The 19,733-nt window shown below is 44.1% G+C and carries 19 protein-coding genes; 9 read left to right on the top strand and 10 right to left on the bottom strand.

Annotated elements, in window-relative coordinates; translation table 11 throughout:
- The 8 genes from cydB to LDO37_RS30200 form a co-directional block, all read right to left on the bottom strand.
- Complete coding sequence (cydB, locus tag LDO37_RS06015; RefSeq protein ID WP_126607167.1) at positions 1–1,137, bottom strand: cytochrome d ubiquinol oxidase subunit II; 1,137 nt, start codon at positions 1,135–1,137, stop codon at positions 1–3.
- 15 nt (positions 1,138–1,152) lie between these two features.
- Positions 1,153–2,739 carry a cytochrome ubiquinol oxidase subunit I gene (cydA, locus tag LDO37_RS06010; protein ID WP_101112118.1) on the bottom strand — a complete coding sequence of 529 codons (1,587 nt, stop codon included), beginning with the start codon at positions 2,737–2,739 and terminating at the stop codon, positions 1,153–1,155.
- 504 nt (positions 2,740–3,243) lie between these two features.
- Entirely contained in the window at positions 3,244–4,257 is a 1,014-nt protein-coding gene (gene ruvB / locus LDO37_RS06005; protein WP_126607168.1) for a Holliday junction branch migration DNA helicase RuvB, read from the bottom strand.
- A gap of 21 nt (positions 4,258–4,278) precedes the next feature.
- Positions 4,279–4,896, bottom strand: a complete 618-nt coding sequence (gene ruvA, locus LDO37_RS06000; RefSeq protein WP_126607169.1) for a Holliday junction branch migration protein RuvA — start codon at positions 4,894–4,896, stop codon at positions 4,279–4,281.
- Between the two features lie 85 nt (positions 4,897–4,981).
- Positions 4,982–5,503, bottom strand: coding sequence for a crossover junction endodeoxyribonuclease RuvC (gene ruvC / locus LDO37_RS05995; protein ID WP_101112112.1), 522 nt, complete (start codon positions 5,501–5,503; stop codon positions 4,982–4,984).
- A gap of 137 nt (positions 5,504–5,640) precedes the next feature.
- A complete protein-coding gene (locus LDO37_RS05990; RefSeq protein WP_126607170.1) occupies positions 5,641–6,384 on the bottom strand; it encodes a YebC/PmpR family DNA-binding transcriptional regulator in 744 nt (247 codons plus the stop codon).
- A 137-nt stretch (positions 6,385–6,521) separates the two neighbouring features.
- Entirely contained in the window at positions 6,522–8,300 is a 1,779-nt protein-coding gene (aspS, locus tag LDO37_RS05985; RefSeq protein WP_126607171.1) for an aspartate--tRNA ligase, read from the bottom strand.
- A 21-nt stretch (positions 8,301–8,321) separates the two neighbouring features.
- A complete protein-coding gene (locus LDO37_RS30200) occupies positions 8,322–8,453 on the bottom strand; it encodes a hypothetical protein (protein WP_263422447.1) in 132 nt (43 codons plus the stop codon).
- Positions 8,454–8,580: 127 nt separating this feature from the next.
- On the opposite strand from LDO37_RS30200, the gene LDO37_RS05980 reads away from it, so the two are divergent.
- From LDO37_RS05980 to LDO37_RS05955, 6 genes are all read left to right on the top strand, one after another.
- Entirely contained in the window at positions 8,581–9,447 is an 867-nt protein-coding gene (locus LDO37_RS05980; RefSeq protein ID WP_126607172.1) for a DUF72 domain-containing protein, read from the top strand.
- Positions 9,448–9,565: 118 nt separating this feature from the next.
- A complete protein-coding gene (gene cmoA / locus LDO37_RS05975; RefSeq protein ID WP_126607173.1) occupies positions 9,566–10,294 on the top strand; it encodes a carboxy-S-adenosyl-L-methionine synthase CmoA in 729 nt (242 codons plus the stop codon).
- Between the two features lie 45 nt (positions 10,295–10,339).
- Positions 10,340–11,311: a tRNA 5-methoxyuridine(34)/uridine 5-oxyacetic acid(34) synthase CmoB gene (gene cmoB, locus LDO37_RS05970; RefSeq protein WP_126607174.1), complete on the top strand. Its 972-nt coding sequence runs from the start codon at positions 10,340–10,342 to the stop codon at positions 11,309–11,311.
- A gap of 149 nt (positions 11,312–11,460) precedes the next feature.
- A complete protein-coding gene (locus LDO37_RS05965; RefSeq protein ID WP_126607175.1) occupies positions 11,461–12,207 on the top strand; it encodes an ATP-dependent zinc protease family protein in 747 nt (248 codons plus the stop codon).
- A gap of 19 nt (positions 12,208–12,226) precedes the next feature.
- The gene (locus tag LDO37_RS05960) at positions 12,227–13,735 is read left to right on the top strand and encodes an inactive transglutaminase family protein (protein ID WP_126607176.1); all 1,509 of its coding nucleotides are present in this window, start codon (positions 12,227–12,229) and stop codon (positions 13,733–13,735) included.
- Positions 13,736–13,739: 4 nt separating this feature from the next.
- Positions 13,740–14,702 carry an alpha-L-glutamate ligase-like protein gene (locus LDO37_RS05955; RefSeq protein WP_126607177.1) on the top strand — a complete coding sequence of 321 codons (963 nt, stop codon included), beginning with the start codon at positions 13,740–13,742 and terminating at the stop codon, positions 14,700–14,702.
- Between the two features lie 140 nt (positions 14,703–14,842).
- Here the strand turns inward: LDO37_RS05955 and LDO37_RS05950 are convergent, their stop codons facing one another.
- The gene (locus LDO37_RS05950; RefSeq protein ID WP_126607178.1) at positions 14,843–15,421 is read right to left on the bottom strand and encodes a thymidine kinase; all 579 of its coding nucleotides are present in this window, start codon (positions 15,419–15,421) and stop codon (positions 14,843–14,845) included.
- A 65-nt stretch (positions 15,422–15,486) separates the two neighbouring features.
- Complete coding sequence (cysS, locus tag LDO37_RS05945; RefSeq protein WP_126607179.1) at positions 15,487–16,875, bottom strand: cysteine--tRNA ligase; 1,389 nt, start codon at positions 16,873–16,875, stop codon at positions 15,487–15,489.
- A gap of 219 nt (positions 16,876–17,094) precedes the next feature.
- On the opposite strand from cysS, the gene LDO37_RS05940 reads away from it, so the two are divergent.
- From LDO37_RS05940 to LDO37_RS05930, 3 genes are all read left to right on the top strand, one after another.
- Complete coding sequence (locus LDO37_RS05940; RefSeq protein WP_101112091.1) at positions 17,095–17,589, top strand: peptidylprolyl isomerase; 495 nt, start codon at positions 17,095–17,097, stop codon at positions 17,587–17,589.
- Positions 17,590–17,627: 38 nt separating this feature from the next.
- Complete coding sequence (gene lpxH / locus LDO37_RS05935) at positions 17,628–18,377, top strand: UDP-2,3-diacylglucosamine diphosphatase (protein WP_126607180.1); 750 nt, start codon at positions 17,628–17,630, stop codon at positions 18,375–18,377.
- Positions 18,378–18,471: 94 nt separating this feature from the next.
- The gene (locus LDO37_RS05930; protein ID WP_126607181.1) at positions 18,472–19,683 is read left to right on the top strand and encodes an EAL and HDOD domain-containing protein; all 1,212 of its coding nucleotides are present in this window, start codon (positions 18,472–18,474) and stop codon (positions 19,681–19,683) included.
- Positions 19,684–19,733: the final 50 nt, after the last annotated feature.

Here is a 19,733-nt window from a genome sequence, read left to right as displayed (position 1 = left end):
TTAGTAAAGTGAGTTTTTGTTTTCTTCAATGAACTTCGAATCAAGACGACCAAACATTTTATAGTACGTCCATGATGTGTAGCCCAGAATAATCGGCACCATCACAAAAGCGACGCCAGTCATCAGATTCAGTGTCAATTCACTTGAAGTGGAATCCCACATCGTCAGACTGTGGTTTGGTACTTCATTAGAAGGCATTACAAATGGGAACATAGCAAAACCTGCGGTAAGAATGACGCCCGCATTGGTTAGGCTTGATGTTAAGAATGCAAGACCACCTTTTTCAAAGCGAGATGCAATGATCGCTAGCAATGGCATGACCACACCAATAACAGGTGCTGCCCACATCAATGGGTACTTCTCAAAGTTAAGCATCCATGCCCCTTCTTTAACTTCCACCACTTTGTTCAATGGATTAGATTGAGCCGCAATATCCAGCCCACTAACAACAACGTAGCCATCCATGTTTTGTACCCAGAAACCAGCACCAACAAATGTAACAATGACTAACGCACCAGAAATTTGAGCGACAAAGCGAGCTCTGTCATGCACTGCGTCAGTGGTTTTCATCTGAAGCCATGTTGCACCTTGCATCACAATCATCGATAAGCTGACCACACCGCAAAGTAAAGCAAATGGGTTCAATAGACCGAAGAACGAACCGTGATACGTTGGCATTAAGAATTCACTCAGCTTGAATGGTACGCCCTGAAGCAAGTTACCAAATGCAACACCAAAGATTAGAGGAGGCACGAAGCCACTGATTGAAATGGCAATATCCCAAGACTTTCGCCATTTTGGGTCTTCAATCTTTGAACGGTAATCCAAGCCGACTGGGCGCAACCATAAGGCGGCCAGTGTCACAACCATTGCTAGGTAGAACCCAGAGAACGAGGTGGCGTATACCAAAGGCCAAGCGGCAAACAAGGCACCACCAGCGGTGATCAGCCAAACTTGGTTGCCATCCCAATGTGGTGCAATTGAGTTAATCATGACACGACGTTCTGTGTCGTTTTTGCCGATGACAGGAACCAGCGCACCCACGCCCATGTCGAATCCATCGGTAATTGCGAAGCCAATAAAGAGGACACCAATCAGTACCCACCAAATGAATCGCAAGATTTCGTAATCAAACATCTTAAATCTCCTTGCTTAAGCTTCTACTTGGCGACCGACTTTGTCTTCGATCGAATCTGCATTCTGTTCAAAGTGGTAACGACCCGTTTTCAGGCTACTAGGACCTTTACGAGCAAACTTCACCATTAAGTAAACTTCTGCAATCAAGAAAACCGTATACAGAGCAAGAATCACAAACAATGACGTCCAGATTTCTGCTGCCGTCAGGGCCGATGCAGCGACATGTACAGGTAATATCTCACCTACTGCCCATGGCTGACGACCATACTCAGCAACAAACCATCCTGCTTCAATAGCAATCCACGGCAGTGGAATACTGAACAGCGCTGCTTTAAGAATCCAAGGTTTCTGTTCAATTCTTTGGCGACAAGTTTGCACAAACGCTGCACCAAATACGAATAACATGATAAAGCCACACGCAACCATGATTCGGAACGACCAGAACAATGGCCATACAGTAGGAATAGAATCATCGGCGGCTGCTTGAATTTGGCTTTCAGTCGCATCAGTCACGTTTTCGGTGTACCGCTTCAGAAGCAAGCCATAACCTAAGTCGCCCTTCACTTCATCAAACGCCGCTAAGTTGGATTCTGAACGCTCGCCTGCACGAAGCTTTTCAAGAAGCTCATACGCATACATACCGCTGCGGATACGATCAACGTGGTCATCACGCAATTCACGTAAACCTGTCACTTGTTCATCAAAAGAACGAGTTGCGATAATACCCATTACGTAAGGGATCTTAATGGCGTAGTCTGTTTCCATGGTTTCCTGATTTGGCAAACCAAACACAGTAAAGGCCGCAGGCGCAGGCTCTGTGTGCCACTCGGCTTCAACAGCAGCCAGTTTTACTTTCTGAACTTCGCCCAACTCGTAGCCAGACTCATCTCCAAGAACAATCGTAGATAAGATTGCAGCCATACCAAACGAAGCGGCAATGGCAAACGAGCGGCGAGCAAAAGCGACATCACGCCCCTTCAATAGATAGTAAGCACTGATACCAAGTACAAACATCGCGCCACAGGTATAGCCTGAAGCCACAGTGTGTACGAACTTAACTTGAGCAACTGGATTTAATACCACTTCAGAAAAGCTCACCATTTCCATACGCATGGTTTCGAAATTGAACTCAGCTCCAACTGGGTTTTGCATCCAGCCATTGGCGACGAGAATCCAAAGAGCAGAGAAATTCGAACCTAATGCTACTAGCCAAGTCACGACCAAGTGCTGTCGCTTAGATAGCCTGTCCCAACCAAAGAAGAAAAGACCGACAAAAGTGGACTCTAAAAAGAAAGCGACGAGAGCTTCAATGGCTAGTGGCGCACCAAATATGTCACCAACATAGTGGGAGTAATAGGACCAGTTAGTACCAAACTGGAATTCCATTGTTAGACCGGTTGCGACACCGAGAGCAAAGTTAATACCAAAAAGCTTACCCCAGAACTTTGTCATGTCCTTGTAGATTTGCTTGTCGGTCATTACATAGAGCGATTCCATTATGGCAAGCAGGAAAGCCATACCTAAAGTCAATGGAACGAATAGGAAGTGATACATCGCGGTGAGTGCAAATTGCAACCGCGACAGATCAACTACATCAATCATGGTAACTCCTTTCGTGTCGGCTGAGTGACACCGATACACATTGCAGCGTATATTGGGTTACTCGGTTGAAACAATAAATAACAAACAACGTAAAATGTTGCGAAATAGCTGCTTATTGTTGCAATCCTGTACCCAAATGGTTAGTTTAATGTTAAGTATCAGCTAATATAGCTTGGGCTAATATTAGCGATAAAATCAGTATGTTTCAAAAGATTTATGGCACAGATCTGCTTTGATTTAGGTCAAAAACAAAAGGCTAATAGCGATTAAAAAACAACCAAATTGATCTATATCAATCAAGGTAGGGTTTCTTGAGCAAGTTATGTTGACATAGATCACATTAACAGTGTTTTGAGGGAAATTACGTGCTAGATTCTTATTCCAAAATGTTCTGAAAGAAACTGCAAAAAATTTGTGGCACGTCGAAAAAGTTGGTTCTTTGGAAGGGGAAGTTGTCGCAAGTGCCAACTTTCTAATGATGGCACTGTGCGTAATTTAATGTTGTTATTTTGTTGGATTATCGAAGCCAAAGTGTAAATATGCTCGACTTGTTGCGATTCTGCCTCTGGGCGTTCTTTGCAAATAGCCTTGTTGTATTAAATACGGCTCGATTACGTCTTCTATCGTGTCTTTTTCTTCACCAATAGCCGCTGCTAAGTTATCTAAACCTACTGGTCCACCCGTAAATTTTTCCATAATGGCAAGCAGTAGCTTACGGTCCATGTAGTCAAAGCCTTGGCTGTCCACATCGAGCATGTTCAATGCTTTATCAGCAATGTCACTGCATATGTGTCCATCGCCTTTTACTTCCGCATAGTCGCGCACACGCCTTAGTAAGCGGTTTGCAATACGAGGCGTACCACGAGCGCGTCTAGCCACTTCTAAAGCCCCTTCTGGCTCCATAGAAAGGTTTAAGCAGTTTGCACTGCGCTGCACAATGTTTTTTAAATCTTTTACGTTGTAGTACTCCAGTCTTTGAACAATACCAAAGCGATCACGTAGAGGCGATGTGAGTGAGCCCGCCCGCGTAGTTGCACCTATCAAGGTGAAAGGAGGTAAATCAATTTTTATGGAGCGAGCAGCCGGTCCCTCTCCAATCATGATATCGAGCTGGTAGTCTTCCATGGCTGGGTACAGTACCTCTTCAACGACTGGGCTCAACCGATGAATTTCATCGATAAAAAGCACGTCATTTTCTTCGAGATTTGTCAGAAGTGCAGCGAGATCGCCCGCCTTTTCTAATACTGGACCAGATGTGGTGCGAATATTCACCTCCATTTCATTGGCGACAATATTCGCAAGTGTGGTTTTACCTAACCCTGGAGGACCAAATATCAATAGATGATCAAGGGCTTCGCTTCTTAGTTGCGCCGCTTTAATAAAGATTTCCATTTGGTTACGAACATGGTCCTGACCTTGGTAATCTTCAAGTTTTTTAGGGCGTATCGCCCTATCAATCACATCTTCTTCTTTGAAGGTAGGGTTTTCCGGCGCAATTAGGCGGTCTGCTTCGATCATAAAAGTCTACTATTTTGAAAGTTATACCATCGATTTTAAAGCTTCGCGGATAAGCTCTTCACTGCTCATTCCTGACTTGGCAATCTGCGAAACGACTTTAGAAGCCATTTGTGGTTTATATCCTAAGGCAAGCAACGCACTGATCGCTTCTTCTTCTGCATTTTGTACACTACTTTGTGGCGCAGAATCTATAGGTGCGGCATCGGTAGCAGGTGTAAACAGGTCACCGGCTCCCCACCCTTTAAGCCTATCTTTCATTTCAACAACAAGGCGCTCTGCGGTTTTTTTACCGACTCCTGGTAGCTTTACCAAAGTGGAAATATCTTCACGCTCCACACATGAAACAAATTGGCTTGCTGTCATGCCCGACAAAATCCCTAAACCCAGTTTAGGTCCAACACCGTTGGCTTTGATTACTTCACGGAATAAAGCACGCTCTTTTACTGTATTAAACCCGTAAAGCAGTTGAGCGTCTTCTCGCACCACAAAATGAGTGTAGATGATGGCTTCTTCACCCACATTAGGAAGCTCATAGAAACAGCTCATTGGCATTTGTATTTCATACCCTACGCCAGAAACTTCAATCAATAGTTCTGGTGGCTGCTTCTCTATCAAATTACCGCGAAGGCGTCCGATCACAATCTTGTCCTATGGAATAAAATTAAGTGAAAATGATAATAATGGATTACTGGATGGATAGCCAGTTCAATCAATTTTGGGAGGGTTACCGATATCGCCCCTTTTTGGCACTTGTGGCTTTACCCGCAAGCGCTACAAGCGTTTTATTCGTATTGGCATGGCATATCGCCACACCTAACGCATCCGCAGCGTCCGCTTGAGGTTTTGCGGGTAGTTTAAGCATACTCGTGACCATGTGCTGAACTTGAGATTTGTCCGCACCACCTGTTCCCACAACGGCCTGCTTAATAAGACGAGCCGCATATTCATAAACAGGTAAATCGGCATTCACGGCTGCCACAATTGCACTTCCACGTGCTTGCCCAAGCTTCAGCGCTGAATCGGCATTTTTCGCCATAAATACTTGTTCAATAGCAAATACATCAGGTTGAAATTGAGTAATAATTTCGGTCACGCCTGCGTAGATCTGTTTCAATCGACTCGGCAAATCGTCATGCGAGGTGCGAATACAGCCGCTCCCCAAATAGTGAAGGTGCCTACCCTGCTGACGGATCACTCCGTAGCCAGTAATGCGAGATCCTGGATCAATACCAAGAATTATCGACATAAAAGTTTCCCATATAAAAAGGACTGCCACGATGTACGTTTTCAAATACGGGCGGCTTTTCTTTTGCTAATACGTTTATATCCGTATTGTGCCTGCCCGCATACCTTTCCTTTACGCACATCGCGCCTTTGCGAAGATTAGAGCGTGGCTGCAACCTCATCCGAAATATCACCGTTATGATAGACCTCTTGGACATCATCCAAATCTTCAAGCGCGTCAATCAAACGTAATAGTTTCGGGGCGGTATCAGCATCGAGATCCGCTTTGGTTGACGGTACTAGCGACACTTCAGCATTTGCAGCCTCGAACCCTGCTGAATCCAAGGCATCTTTTACATCACCAAAATCTGCAGGATCTGTGTACACGTCAATTGCGCCATCAGCCCCTGTTTCAATGTCGTCGGCACCACCTTCTAATGCGGCTTCCATTACTTCGTCTTCATCCAGACCTGGCGCGTACGAGATAACGCCTTTCTTATCAAAAAGATAGTTCACGCTTCCGTCGGTGCCCAAGTTACCACCTGCTTTAGAAAAAGCATGTCGCACGCCCGAAACAGTTCGATTTCGGTTATCTGTCATGCATTCGACCATAACGGCCGTTCCACCAGGACCATAACCTTCGTAGATGACGGTTTCCATATTATCGTCACCTTCACCACCAGCACCTCGGCTAACGGCACGGTTAACTGTCTCTCGAGTCATGTTGTTCGATAGAGCTTTATCAATAGCCGCACGAAGCCTTGGATTGTTTTCAGGCTCACCACCGCCTTCTTTTGCTGATACAACGATTTCTCGGATCAACTTAGTAAAGATTTTTCCTCGTTTGGCATCTTGCGCCGCTTTACGGTGACGAATGTTCGCCCATTTACTGTGACCAGCCATAATTCACCTTTTATGTTAGTGGAATACTCAGACGCTGCATTTATGTTCCACATGAGATTCATCTAAGTGTTTTGGATATTTCTTCATTAAAACAAAAACTCCCGCAATTGCGGGAGTTTTCATTCATTTATTTGCGCTTACTCGGCGTCTTTTTCTTTTGCTACCGTTACCGCAATCGCTAGCTCATCCAAAGCTGCTGGGTTAGCTAGGCTTGGTGCATCCGTTAGTAGACACGCTGCTGCCGTCGTTTTAGGGAATGCAATCACGTCACGGATATTTTCCGTTCCACACAGCAACATAACCAAACGGTCCAAACCAAATGCTAAGCCAGCATGCGGAGGCGTACCGAATTTAAGTGCATCCAGCAAGAATCCAAACTTCAAGCGTTGCTCGTCTGCATCGATACCCAAAATATCAAATACGGTCGCTTGCATTTCTGCATTATGAATACGAACAGAGCCACCGCCCACTTCGTAACCATTAATGACCATATCGTATGCATTTGAGTTTGCCGCGGCAGGGTTCGCTTTCAATTCTTGTGCTGTCACACCCAGTGGAGAAGTGAACGGGTGGTGCATGGCATGTAGGTTACCTTCGTCATCTTCTTCAAACATTGGGAAGTCGACAACCCACAGCGGTGCCCAAGCAGATTCATTGGTTAATTCTAAATCTTTACCCAACTTCAAACGAAGTGCGCCCATCGCTTCCGCAACCGTGTTCGCTTTGTCTGCACCAAACAGGATGATGTCGCCCGTTTCTGCGCCAGTACGCTCTAGAATACCACTGATGACTTCTTCACTTAGGAACTTAGCCACTGGAGACTGAATGCCTTCCATACCAGCTGCGCGATCGTTCACTTTCATCCACGCCAAACCTTTCGCGCCGTAGATACCAACGAACTCACCGTACCCGTCGATTTGCTTACGAGTTAGCTTAGCGCCACCAGGAACACGTATTACAGCAACACGACCTTTTTCATCGTTCGCAGGACCAGAGAAAACTTTGAATTCAACGTCTTTCACTAGATCGGCTACGTCAACCAATTCAAGCGGGTTACGCAAATCAGGCTTATCAGAACCAAAACGACGAATCGCTTCACTAAACGGCATAATTGGGAATTCACCCAAATCTACGTTCAGTAGCTCTTGCCACATATCGCGAACCATTTTTTCAGTCGTTGCACGAACTTCTTCCGCACTCATGAACGAAGTTTCGATATCTATTTGGGTAAATTCAGGCTGACGATCCGCTCGCAAGTCTTCATCACGGAAACATTTAACGATTTGGTAGTAGCGATCAAAACCCGACATCATCAGAAGCTGCTTAAACAGCTGAGGTGACTGAGGTAAAGCGTAGAAGCTGCCTTTGTGTACACGGCTAGGAACAAGGTAGTCACGAGCGCCTTCAGGTGTTGCTTTTGTCAGCACTGGCGTTTCAATGTCTAGGAAACCATTGTCATCTAGGAAGCGGCGAACAAAGCTCGAGGCTTTTGCACGCAATTTGATGCGATCGCTCATTTCAGGACGACGTAGATCCAAGTAACGGAACTTCAAACGCTGCTCTTCAGAGTTATTCTGGTTGAAGTCTAATGGAAGTACGTCGCTGCGGTTGATGATTTCCAAGCCTTTCGCCAGAATCTCAACTTCGCCTGTCGCCATGTCTTTGTTAACTTGGCTATCTGGACGAGCGCGAACTTCACCCGTCAATTTGATGCAAAATTCATTACGCAACTGGTTAGCTACTTCGTAAGCATCTGCCATATCCGGGTCTACGACTACCTGAACTACACCTTCACGATCTCGCATATCAATGAAGATAAGACCGCCTAAATCACGGCGACGGTTTACCCAGCCGCACAGTTCTACAGTTTGTCCTGCAAGGGACTTGTTCAGGTGACCACAATAATGGGTACGCATAATGAATTTCCCAATCTCTAATTAGTTATCAATTTCTAAGCTGCCGATGCTTGATATTATCGACAGTGCAAAGTGCCATTTATACGCTGAAAGTCGGCTAAAATCGACCTCATCGAATACAATTTGTTGCGATTTATCGAGTCTTGATGCCATTTTGCCAATCAATTGACCAAATAAGCACCAAAACTAAGAATATGGAGCAGGATTATATCTTGAATTTGCCCTTCGCTTCAAAAATCTCGTAAGGTAATGGCTATCACCAATATATAGATAACGGAATATGCAGATCTTACCTCTTCGGCTAGGTCTGACCATGTGGTCTCACAATGCATGGCAGGCGGGGTTTTATGGCAGTGGGACTCAGAACTCAGAAAGGCTGGAGAAATACGCTCGGGTGTTTCATACAGTAGAAGGCAACACAACATTTTACGCTACGCCTTCTGATTCCACAGTTCAAAATTGGAAAGCCGCTACCCATGATGACTTTCGATTTACCTTTAAGCTCCCTAAAAGCATCACTCATGATCATAAGCTTCACGGGTGCGAAGCACTGCTAAAAGAATTCATGAGCGTGATGGAACCGATACATCACCGTGTCGGTATGTGGACGATTCAACTTCCTGCGCATTTCAGCCCTCGTGATTTACCAGCCCTTAAATCCTTTTGCCGCCTATTTCCCAAGGACTTCCCTCTTGGCGTTGAAGTCAGGCATTTAGAGTTTTTCAATAAAGGGAAAGAAGAACAGGCGTTGAATCGCTGGCTTTATGAGGAAGGGATAGACCGTATCATTATGGATAGCCGCCCAGTACATTCCGCAGCGCCAGTCTCTGATGCCGTTATTGACGCTCACAAAAAGAAACCCAAGGTGCCGGCTCATGCGGTCTCTACTGCCTCAAATCCAATGATTCGCTTTATAGGTCACCCTGAATTAGAGGCTAATCTTCCTTTCTTTCAACCTTGGCTGGCTAAGATTCCAAGTTGGATTGCTGAAGGGAAACAGCCTTATTTGATGATCCATACGCCAGACAATATTGACGCACCAGATTTTGCTCGCGCGCTATACGGAATATTACAAAAACAAACAGATTTACCTGAACTCGCGGCTTCCCCTGCTTTCGCTGATAACAAACAAATCAGTATGTTTTGACGTCCGTCCATCAAGCGAGAAAACCCTTGGTGACAGAAAGGCAAATATTTCTTAGAATACGCCCCTTTTTTAAGATCTGAGTTCAGGTCGCGTTTTTGTCTACGATTACGAGTTTGCTATGAGCCATAAAGACACCATCTTTTCCACCCCTATTGAAAAGATTGGAGATTTTACTTTCGATGCGAATGTTGCTGAAGTTTTCCCTGATATGATCCAACGATCCGTTCCTGGTTACAGCAACATCATCTCTGCTATTGGCATGCTCGCTGAACGTTTTGTCACACCTAATTCCAATATTTATGATTTAGGCTGTTCTTTAGGCGCCGCAACGCTCTCTATGCGACGCCACATTAAACAAGACGGTTGCAAAATTATTGCTGTCGATAACTCGCAAGCCATGGTGGAGCGTTGCAAATTGCATGTAAACGCCTACCGCTCTGAAACGCCGGTTGAGGTCGTTGAAGCAGACATACGTAACATTGAAATCAACAACGCGTCTGTAGTCGTATTGAATTTTACACTTCAGTTTTTGTCCCCCGAAGATCGCTTTATTCTGCTTGAAAAGATACACGCAGGGTTAAAACCCGGTGGCATCCTAATTTTGTCTGAAAAGTATGTGTTTGAAAGCGAATCAGCGAATGAGCTCTTGATTGATCTGCACCACGACTTTAAGCGCGCCAATGGCTACAGCGAACTAGAAATAAGCCAAAAACGCAGTGCCATTGAAAATGTCATGCGCCCAGATTCCATACAAGCACATAAAGAGCGATTCGAAAAAATTGGATTCTCAAGTTATGAAGTGTGGTTCCAATGCTTCAACTTCGGCTCTATGTTCGCAGTTAAATAGCGAACGCTCTTTACTCTTTTATATTGAAATTTTAACGACGATACCATGTTCAATTTTTCTAATTTTTACCAACTTATTGCTCAAGACACTCGCCTTCAACCTTGGTTGAATATCCTGCCTCAGCAGCTTACAGACTGGCAAAATGCAGAGCACGGTGATTTCGAACGCTGGCTTAAAGCGCTGAATAAGATTCAGGAAGGCAAACCAGACAATGTCGACTTAAAAGATTCGGTAACATTATCCAACAATGCTCCCTTAGCTTCCGGCGAGTTAAAAAAACTAGAAAATCTGCTAAAGACTTTTCATCCATGGCGTAAAGGCCCTTACAACCTCCATGACATCCACATCGATACAGAGTGGAGAAGTGATTGGAAATGGGATCGCGTACTTCCACATATCTCCCCTTTAAAAGATCGCTCGGTTTTAGATGTGGGCTGTGGTAATGGCTACCACATGTGGCGTATGTTGGGCGAAGGGGCAAGACTGTGTGTGGGCATTGACCCCTCACATCTTTTTTTAGTGCAGTTTGAAGCCATCAGAAAACTGATGGGTGGTGACCAACGTGCCCACTTGTTACCGCTTGGTATTGAGCAACTGCCTGAGTTGCAAGCATTTGACACAGTATTCAGTATGGGAGTTTTGTACCACCGTCGCTCTCCTCTAGATCACATCATCCAACTGAAAAACCAATTGGTCTCTGGTGGCGAGCTTATTTTGGAAACCTTGGTTATTGAAGGTGATGAAAACGCGGTATTAGTACCCGTCGATCGGTATGCTCAAATGCGTAATGTGTACTTTTTCCCATCAGCTAAAGCATTGAAAGTTTGGTTGGAAAAATGTGGATTTGAAGATGTTCGTATCGTTGATGAAAATGTCACATCAACGGGTGAACAACGCACAACAGGCTGGATGACACACAACTCCTTACCTGATTATCTCGACCCCGCCGATCCAAGCAAAACCGTAGAAGGCTACCCTGCACCAAGGCGCGCCGTTCTGGTTGCAAAGAACCCTTAACTTTCAAAATTTTGTGGTTTGGGGTAAAGATCTCAAAAAAGCTCAGTAAGCTCTGACAACAGATTAACATTAGGATGCTTCACGCATCCTTTTTTATAATATACACTTTGTCTCACTTCCCGCTTTTAACCCGCAAAAATAGGTCAATAATGCTTAAGAAGGTTGCCGCCTTAGCTGTTATTACAGCGCTTTCCGGATGTTCGCTGATCGATGGCGATAAATACAGTCAGTCTACACAAGCTGCCATCCAACAATCTGAAACAAACCTGACCAATCAGCTTCACTCTTATTCTGCTCAAATTGACAAACAAAATGATCAAATTAATTACTTGAGTATAGAGCTGTCCAATTTAAACAACGAAGTGGCTAAACTCAGACAAGATCAAGCTGCTCAGTTCAAAAAGCTAAAAGCTAAAAAAGCGACTAGCGAACCGCCAAAGCAGGCAAAACCCGCTATCGAACCTTCTCAAACCATTGTTCTAGGTGGTATTGAGAAAGTTAAAGTCGACACGATTAAACAGCAGTTTGATGCACGTGTTGATACTGGAGCCGCTACATCTTCTATCAATGCCGTCGACATTCAAGAATTCGAACGTAATGGTAAAACATGGATTAAGTTCCATATCAGCGATGATAAAACGGCAAAAGAAGATCAACTTTGGATTGAGTCCCCCGTCATCCGCTATGCCAAAATTCGACAATCCACCAGCGAAGAAACAGAACGTAGACCCGTGGTAGAACTTTGGGTGCAAGTTGGGAAAATACATGAAAAAGCACAATTCACACTAGCTGACCGTTCTCAAATGAGCCATCCAATACTGTTAGGTCGTGAATTTATTCAAGACATCGCGCTTGTTGATGTCAGCAAATCTTATCTGCAATCTGAAACCAAATAATCGTTAAGGAACGAGTACCATGACGTCTAAAGTGCCCTTTTACCTTGCGGTCGCCTTTCTTATAGTTGCAGGGATTGCACTCAGTATTCTTCGTCATACGGATTATGGCGTACCTTGGACGCCGGGCGAAACAAGGCAAGTATGGGATGTAGAAGCCCGTGTGGAATTCACTGCAAACGGTGAATCTGTAAAAGCATCTCTTGCCGCACCTGGAACGCAAAGCGGTTTTACCTTGATCAACGAAAGCACGTCGTCTCCCGGCTATGGTGTCGCTTATGTGAATACTGACACGGGTCGTAGAGCGGAATGGAGCATTCGAAACGCGACGGGGCCTCAAGTTATATACTACAAAGCGCAATTTTTGGTTGATGAGCAAGCAAAAGTAGCGGTGGTTCCTCCAGCAGATAAAGCTATTGAAAAACCCATTTTTGATGGCCCACAAGATGCAGCCGCCCAGTCTCTACTTCAGCAAGCAACAAATCGCAGCGCCGATAACGCAACATTAACTCGTGAGCTGATCAAGCAGCTTAATGACAGTGATAACCAAAACGCAGCTTTGTTGCTAAATGCAAAAGACGCAGTAAGCACTACATCAAAATTACTTAGCTACGCTGATATTCCCAATAAAGTTGTCGGTGTCATCCAACTTGAAGATGGACGCCGCCGCCAAAACATCATTCCGATGATTGAGGTTTGGGATGGCGAAAGCTGGGAACTTTTCGATACCAATACCGGTGTTCAAGGAAAGCAAAGCCACTGGCTTGTGTGGGACGATTCTAATATCTCGCTCCTTGATCTGATTGGCGGTAAGAACAGCCAAGTACTGTTTTCGATGATTGCTCAAGAGGTCACACCACAGCAAGCAACCAGTAAAAAAGTAGAAGCTGACAGCTTGCTGAATTTCTCCATTCACAGTTTGCCTATTGCTGAGCAATCGATGTTTAAAACCATCATGCTCATTCCAATTGGGGCGTTGATTGTTGTATTCCTGCGGGTCATTGTTGGTTTGAAAACGTCTGGAACATTTATGCCGGTGCTCATCGCAGTCGCGTTTGTACAGACTCAGCTCCTAACGGGTATCGTCGGTTTCTTGTTGATCGTTGGTACAGGTTTGGTAATACGTGGGTATCTATCGAAACTCAACCTACTGTTGGTCGCACGAATCTCCGCCGTCATTATCACGGTTATCTTAATCATTTCTATCTTTACCATTGTCTCTTTCAATATCGGCTTAAATGAAGGGCTGACCATTACCTTCTTCCCGATGATTATTCTTTCTTGGACAATCGAAAGAATGTCGATTCTTTGGGAAGAAGAAGGCGGTAAAGAGGTATTTATCCAAGGTGGAGGCTCCCTCCTCACTGCGGTATTGGTTTACCTAGCGATGACCAACCCATTTGTTCAGCACCTGACGTTCAACTTTATTGGGCTTCAGCTCATTGTTCTTGCTCTGATTTTGTTACTCGGTACCTACACAGGTTACCGCTTAACCGAACTTAGACGCTTTAAGCCACTAGCAGAGGACTAAAGCCATGTGGAGTAAGTTCACCTCACCCTTCAAGCTGAAAAGCAAAGGGATTATGGGCATGAATCAACGAAATCATAGCTACATTGGGCGATATAACGATCGCTCAAAGTACCCATTAGTTGACGATAAACTGAAAACGAAAATCATCGCTGAACGCGCTGGAGCAACAGTACCCAAGTTGATTGGTGTTATTAGCCACCAAGCGGAAGTAAAGACGATTCACAATATGGTGAAAGACTGGCCTGGGTTTGTGATTAAGCCAGCCCAAGGCAGTGGTGGCAAAGGCATATTGGTTGTTACTTCGCATAAAGATGGGGAGTACATTAAGCCATCGGGTTCAGCCATCAATAAAGAAGACGTAGAACGCCACGTAAGTAACGCACTCGCGGGTTTGTTTTCTCTTGGTGGCAAGAATGATGTCGCGGTCGTGGAAAACCTAATTAAATTTGATGATTGCTTCGAAGGTTTTAGTTACGAAGGCGTCCCCGATGTTCGTATTATTGTGTTCAAAGGCTATCCTGTGATGGCAATGATGCGATTATCGACATCCGATTCAGACGGAAAAGCAAACTTGCACCAAGGCGCGGTAGGCGTGGGCATCGATATTGCCACAGGCAAAGCAATTCGAGCGGTGCAGTTTGATCAACCCATTAAAGCTCACCCAGATACTGGGAAAGATCTCTCTACGCTGCAAGTCCCTCATTGGGAGCGCTTATTGGTGTTGGCATCCAGTGCGTGGGAAATGACAGGGCTGGGTTATATGGGCACCGATATGGTGCTGGACAGAGAAGAAGGCCCTATGGTTTTGGAGCTAAACGCTAGACCGGGCTTGGCAATACAGATTGCCAATGGTTGCGGGTTGCTACCAAGGCTTAGGCATATAGAAAGCCTTGGCGAACCAGCGGAATACCCTAAGCCAGCGGAAAGAGTCGCCTATGCCGCTAAGACTTTTGGTTCGCAGAGCTAAAGTTAGCCTTGTACATAATTAACTCCGTAGATGGTTAACCTTATAAATAGTTAACCTGTATTGGAACAGCTAACTTGCGCTATCCCATAACGTAAAAGAGCACCTTTCTAGTGCTCTTTTTGCCTGTGTCTGTTGCGCTCTTATTTGCCTAACGCTTCTTTATAGTGCTTTCTGCAAACCGAGACATATCGATCGTTTCCACCAATAGCCACTTGATCGCCTTCAGCGATGGCGTTGCCCTGCTCGTCGGTTCGAATCACCATGTTGGCTTTTCTTCCACAATGACAAATAGTTTTCAGTTCTACCAGTTTATCTGCCCATGAAAGTAAATAGCGGCTTCCTTCGAAAAGCTCACCAAGAAAATCGGTTCGCAAGCCATAACATAAAACCGGGATGCCTAACTTATCGACGACTTCTGTCAGCTGATACACTTGATCACGGGAAAGAAACTGGCACTCATCAATCAAAATACAGTGGCGTTTTTCTTCGGCATTGTGATTTGATATTTCTGCGTAGAGATCGGTTTTCTCATTAAACAATTGAGCTTCCGATTGCAGACCAATTCTGGAACTGACTTTACCCATGCCGTAACGATCATCAAGCGCTGCAGTGTAAATCAAAGGATTCATACCACGCTCTTGATAATTAAATGAAGATTGAAGAAGAGTTGTCGATTTACCCGCGTTCATCGCCGAGTAATAGAAATACATTTGAGCCACAGAATGTTTCCAAGAATCTAAATCAGAAAAAAGGGCTGAAATCTCAGCCCTTTATAAAATCGTTATTACTTACGACGCCAGATTGTCCCTTCAGGACCATCTTCAAGTACGATACCCATTTCGGTTAGCTTGTCGCGCGCCATATCCGCGTTTGCCCAATCCTTCGCTGCACGAGAGTCGTTACGCAGTTTGATCAGAGCTTCAATTTCAGCCACTTCGTCATCATTACCCGCCGCTGCGCCACCTTGCAAGAATGCCTCTGGATCTTGGTGAAGAATACCAATCACATCCGCTAATTCGCGCAGTAATGCACCCAATGCAGACGCTTTTTCTAGATCTTCACCTTTAAGGCGGTTTACTTCACGTGCCATATCAAACAGCACTGAATAAGCTTCAGGTGTATTGAAATCGTCGTTCATAGACTCTGTAAAGCGAGTTACGTACTCTTCACCACCTGCTGGTGACGCGGTCAAATCCAAGCCACGAAGAGAAGTATATAAACGCTCAAGTGAAGCGCGAGCTTGATTTAGGTTTTCTTCGCTGTAGTTGAGTTGGCTACGATAATGACCAGACATTAAGAAATAACGAACCGTTTCCGCATCGTAATGCGTCAAAACATCGCGAATCGTGAAGAAGTTGCCTAGTGACTTAGACATTTTCTCACGATCAACCATCACCATACCACTGTGCATCCAAGTATTCACATACTGAGTATCATGAGCACAGCATGACTGAGCAATTTCATTTTCATGGTGTGGGAATTGCAAATCTGAGCCACCACCATGAATATCAAAATGGTCGCCTAGAATAGAAGAGTTCATTGCCGAACATTCGATGTGCCAGCCCGGACGACCAGGTCCCCAAGGTGATTCCCAAGTTGGTTCACCTGGCTTGGACATTTTCCACAGTACAAAATCGAGTGGGCTGCGTTTTGCTAGCTCAACGTCAACTCGAGCACCAGCTTGAAGTTGGTCCAAATCCTGACGAGAAAGCTTCCCGTATTCATCGTATTTCTTCACTTCAAACATCACATCACCGTTGTCGGCAACGTAAGCGAAACCACGTTCAATTAAGGTTTCAACTAAAGCAATGATTTCTTGAATAAACTGAGTCGCTCTTGGCTCTACATCTGGGCGTTTCATATTCAATGCATCGAAATCGGCGTGCATATCACCGATTAAGCGCTCAGTTAGCGCATCACATGTCTCGCCGTTCTCTGCTGCTCGCTTGATGATTTTGTCATCAATATCGGTAATGTTACGAACAAACGTCAAGTCATAACCAAGGTAGCGAAGGTAGCGTGAAACAACATCAAAGGAAACAAACGTACGACCATGTCCAATATGACAGAGATCATAGATAGTTACTCCACAAACGTACATGCCAACTTTGCCAGCATGAATGGGTTTGAATTCCTCTTTTTGTCGTGTGAGTGAGTTGAATATCTTTAGCATGATCTCTATTTATCAATTGGTGAGTTTTAGGACGCATGAGTATAACAAGACAGCTGAGGTTAAGTAATAGCTCAGTTTCAGAAATCGCCGTTGAAAATGTTATTTCGTTCCAATCGAACAACTTTTGCCCATGGTATCTTCGTTCGGGTATCGCTTGTGTAAATTTGAAGTTACGCTAAAATTCTGTATCCATTCCCATTAATTTTAAAGGAAGTAATCATGATCACCCTTCACACAAACTTTGGTGACATCAAGATCCAACTTAATGATGAAAAAGCACCAGAAACCAGTGCTAACTTTTTACAGTACTGCCGTGACGGTTTTTATGACAACACTCTTTTCCACCGTGTCATTGATGGATTCATGGTTCAAGGTGGTGGTATGACTTCAGGCTTGCGTGAAAAAGACTCTCGCGCTCCAATTAAAAACGAAGCGAACAATGGTTTGAGCAACAAAGTGGGTACACTTGCTATGGCTCGTACTATGGAACCGCATTCTGCAAGTTCTCAGTTCTTCATCAATGTGAACGACAACACTTTCCTTGATTTTAAATCTGAAAGCCTAGATGGCTGGGGTTACTGTGTGTTTGGTGAAGTTGTGGAAGGCATGGACGTAGTCAACAAAATCAAAGACGTTGCTACCGGTTCAATGGGCATGCACCAAGACGTTCCTCTTGAAGAAGTGCTTATCACTGGCACAACTATCGAAGAATAATCAATTGAGGGAGCTTTTAGCTCCCTTTTCTAAGGCTTATGACCACTCTTTTTATTTCTGACCTGCATTTATCTCCTGCCCACCCTGAAATCACTGAAGGTTTTTTTTATTTCCTTGAACATCACGCTATTAAGGCTGAAAAGCTATACGTATTAGGTGATCTGTTCGATTTCTGGATTGGTGATGATGATAACTCGCCGTTCAGCCGATCAATTATCAGCGCGTTCAAGTCTCTCACAGACTCTGGCGTTTGCTGTTACTTCATTCACGGAAATCGTGATTTTCTAATCAGTAGCCGTTTCAGCAAAGAGACCGGTGTTGAGCTTTTGCCTGAAGAAACAAAAATCAACCTTTATGGTACACCTACTCTGCTTCTTCATGGTGATACATTATGTCTTGATGATGTTAAGTACCAAGAATTCAGGAAAAAAGTACATCAACGATGGCTACAAAAATTATTCTTAAGCGTCCCTCTTTTTCTAAGAAAGAAAATTGTCAAAAACGTTCAAAATAAAACCCGAAGTGACAAGAAATCAAAAGCTCTGAATATCATGGATGTCACAGAATCTGAAGTGGAACGTGTCATGAATTCGTATAACGTTCTGTTGATGATACATGGCCATACCCATAGACCAGATGAACACAATATTGAGCTCAAAAACGCCCATGGGAAAAGGGTTGTATTAGGAGATTGGTACAAGGAAGGCTACGCGTTAGCTTACGATGAATCTGGGGTAAAACGGATTTCTTTTGCGCTAAAGCCACAGCTAAAACCGCTCTCTACGTAACACAGTGTAACAGTCTATTGAGCTAAATATAGATAATTTCTTTCGTCTGATTATTATACAGCGCCATTCCAATAATTAGACGTGAGTAATACCATTGAAATACTCTTATGTTGCACGACAGCCCATATTTGACCTCGACCTCAAGACTATGGGTTACGAGTTGTTATTTCGTGATGGTCCTAAGAACACGTTTCCAGATATCGAACCGGAACTCGCAACAAAACGATTATTTAGCGATCAGTTCTTGAGCCCAAATCAAAACAATTTAGGCTCCCTAAAAGGGTTTGTGAATTTCCCCTATGAAAGTTTGATCAGCCAGATTCCGGCTCTCTTTCCACGTAGCTCTATCATTATTGAAGTATTGGAAGATTGTGAACCTACGGACGAGCTTTATAAAGCGCTTAAAGACTTATACTTACTTGGCTATAAGATCGCTCTGGATGACTTTGTTCCAAGCCCAGAATGGAAGCGCTTCTTGCCATTAGTATGCATCATCAAATTTGATATTCGCACCGTCCCCATCAGTAAGGCGGCTTATTTTATTTCAAAGCTTAAGAACTCAAAGATTCAATTTTTGGCAGAAAAAGTGGAGACTTATGATGAGTTTCAGCATGCTAAAGACGTTGGGTTTACGTTATTCCAAGGTTACTTTTTTGCAAAGCCTGAAATGATACAGCATCGCGCTATTGAACCAGCATTATTAACGGTTGTTCAACTGTGTAAAGAAATCTCTAGTGACCAAATCAACTACACCGAAATTGAACGCTTAGTCGCAACGGATGTTTCTCTCTCATACAAGCTTCTGCGCTATGTCAATTCATCATCTAGCGTTTCAAATGAGATAAAGTCATTCAAACAAGCGTTGGTTTATTTGGGTGAAGATAAACTGAGAAAATTCATATCTTTGGTTGCTGTTTCAAATACTAATGAAGGGAAACCCAATACGCTTTATACCTTATCGATAACAAGAGCGAGATTCTCCGAATTGGTCGCGTCTAGCTATCGAGGTGACGCGGATAAAAGTCTCGCATTTTTAACTGGTATGTTGTCTTTACTGGATTCTTTATTAGATCAATCCATGGAGGAAATCCTCCAATCTATTCCTGTAGACCAAAAGGTTAAAGACGCTTTATTGGACCAACAGGGTATATTGGGTGACATTTATACACTGGTTAAAGCGTTTGAACGTGCCGATTGGACAACGGCAGTAAGTAAGCGAACTGAACTGAATTTAAGTGAAAACTGTGTGGCTGATTGTTACCGAGAGGCAATTAGTTGGTCTCAAGAATTAATGGATGTAGATTAACACATACCACTCTCTACCTTTCATTTTTAAAGCGTGATAGCCTCCTAGCT

The organism is Vibrio penaeicida (assembly GCF_019977755.1).
GTDB classification, from domain to species: domain Bacteria; phylum Pseudomonadota; class Gammaproteobacteria; order Enterobacterales; family Vibrionaceae; genus Vibrio; species Vibrio penaeicida.
Note: the sequence above shows the minus strand (reverse complement) of the source record. Positions and strands in the feature narration are given on the sequence as shown.

Excerpts from the sequence above, each read along its gene's own strand:
- lpxH (WP_126607180.1), top strand. The coding sequence starts at position 17,628 with ATGACCACTCTTTTTATTTCTGACCTGCATTTATCTCCTGCCCACCCT.
- cydB (WP_126607167.1), bottom strand. The coding sequence starts at position 1,137 with ATGTTTGATTACGAAATCTTGCGATTCATTTGGTGGGTACTGATTGGT.
- LDO37_RS05940 (WP_101112091.1), top strand. The coding sequence starts at position 17,095 with ATGATCACCCTTCACACAAACTTTGGTGACATCAAGATCCAACTTAAT.
- cmoB (WP_126607174.1), top strand. The coding sequence starts at position 10,340 with ATGTTCAATTTTTCTAATTTTTACCAACTTATTGCTCAAGACACTCGC.
- cydA (WP_101112118.1), bottom strand. The coding sequence starts at position 2,739 with ATGATTGATGTAGTTGATCTGTCGCGGTTGCAATTTGCACTCACCGCG.
- ruvC (WP_101112112.1), bottom strand. The coding sequence starts at position 5,503 with ATGTCGATAATTCTTGGTATTGATCCAGGATCTCGCATTACTGGCTAC.
- LDO37_RS05965 (WP_126607175.1), top strand. The coding sequence starts at position 11,461 with ATGCTTAAGAAGGTTGCCGCCTTAGCTGTTATTACAGCGCTTTCCGGA.
- cysS (WP_126607179.1), bottom strand. The coding sequence starts at position 16,875 with ATGCTAAAGATATTCAACTCACTCACACGACAAAAAGAGGAATTCAAA.
- aspS (WP_126607171.1), bottom strand. The coding sequence starts at position 8,300 with ATGCGTACCCATTATTGTGGTCACCTGAACAAGTCCCTTGCAGGACAA.
- LDO37_RS30200 (WP_263422447.1), bottom strand. The coding sequence starts at position 8,453 with ATGGCATCAAGACTCGATAAATCGCAACAAATTGTATTCGATGAGGTC.
- LDO37_RS05955 (WP_126607177.1), top strand. The coding sequence starts at position 13,740 with ATGTGGAGTAAGTTCACCTCACCCTTCAAGCTGAAAAGCAAAGGGATT.
- LDO37_RS05990 (WP_126607170.1), bottom strand. The coding sequence starts at position 6,384 with ATGGCTGGTCACAGTAAATGGGCGAACATTCGTCACCGTAAAGCGGCG.
- LDO37_RS05960 (WP_126607176.1), top strand. The coding sequence starts at position 12,227 with ATGACGTCTAAAGTGCCCTTTTACCTTGCGGTCGCCTTTCTTATAGTT.
- LDO37_RS05980 (WP_126607172.1), top strand. The coding sequence starts at position 8,581 with ATGCAGATCTTACCTCTTCGGCTAGGTCTGACCATGTGGTCTCACAAT.
- cmoA (WP_126607173.1), top strand. The coding sequence starts at position 9,566 with ATGAGCCATAAAGACACCATCTTTTCCACCCCTATTGAAAAGATTGGA.
- ruvB (WP_126607168.1), bottom strand. The coding sequence starts at position 4,257 with ATGATCGAAGCAGACCGCCTAATTGCGCCGGAAAACCCTACCTTCAAA.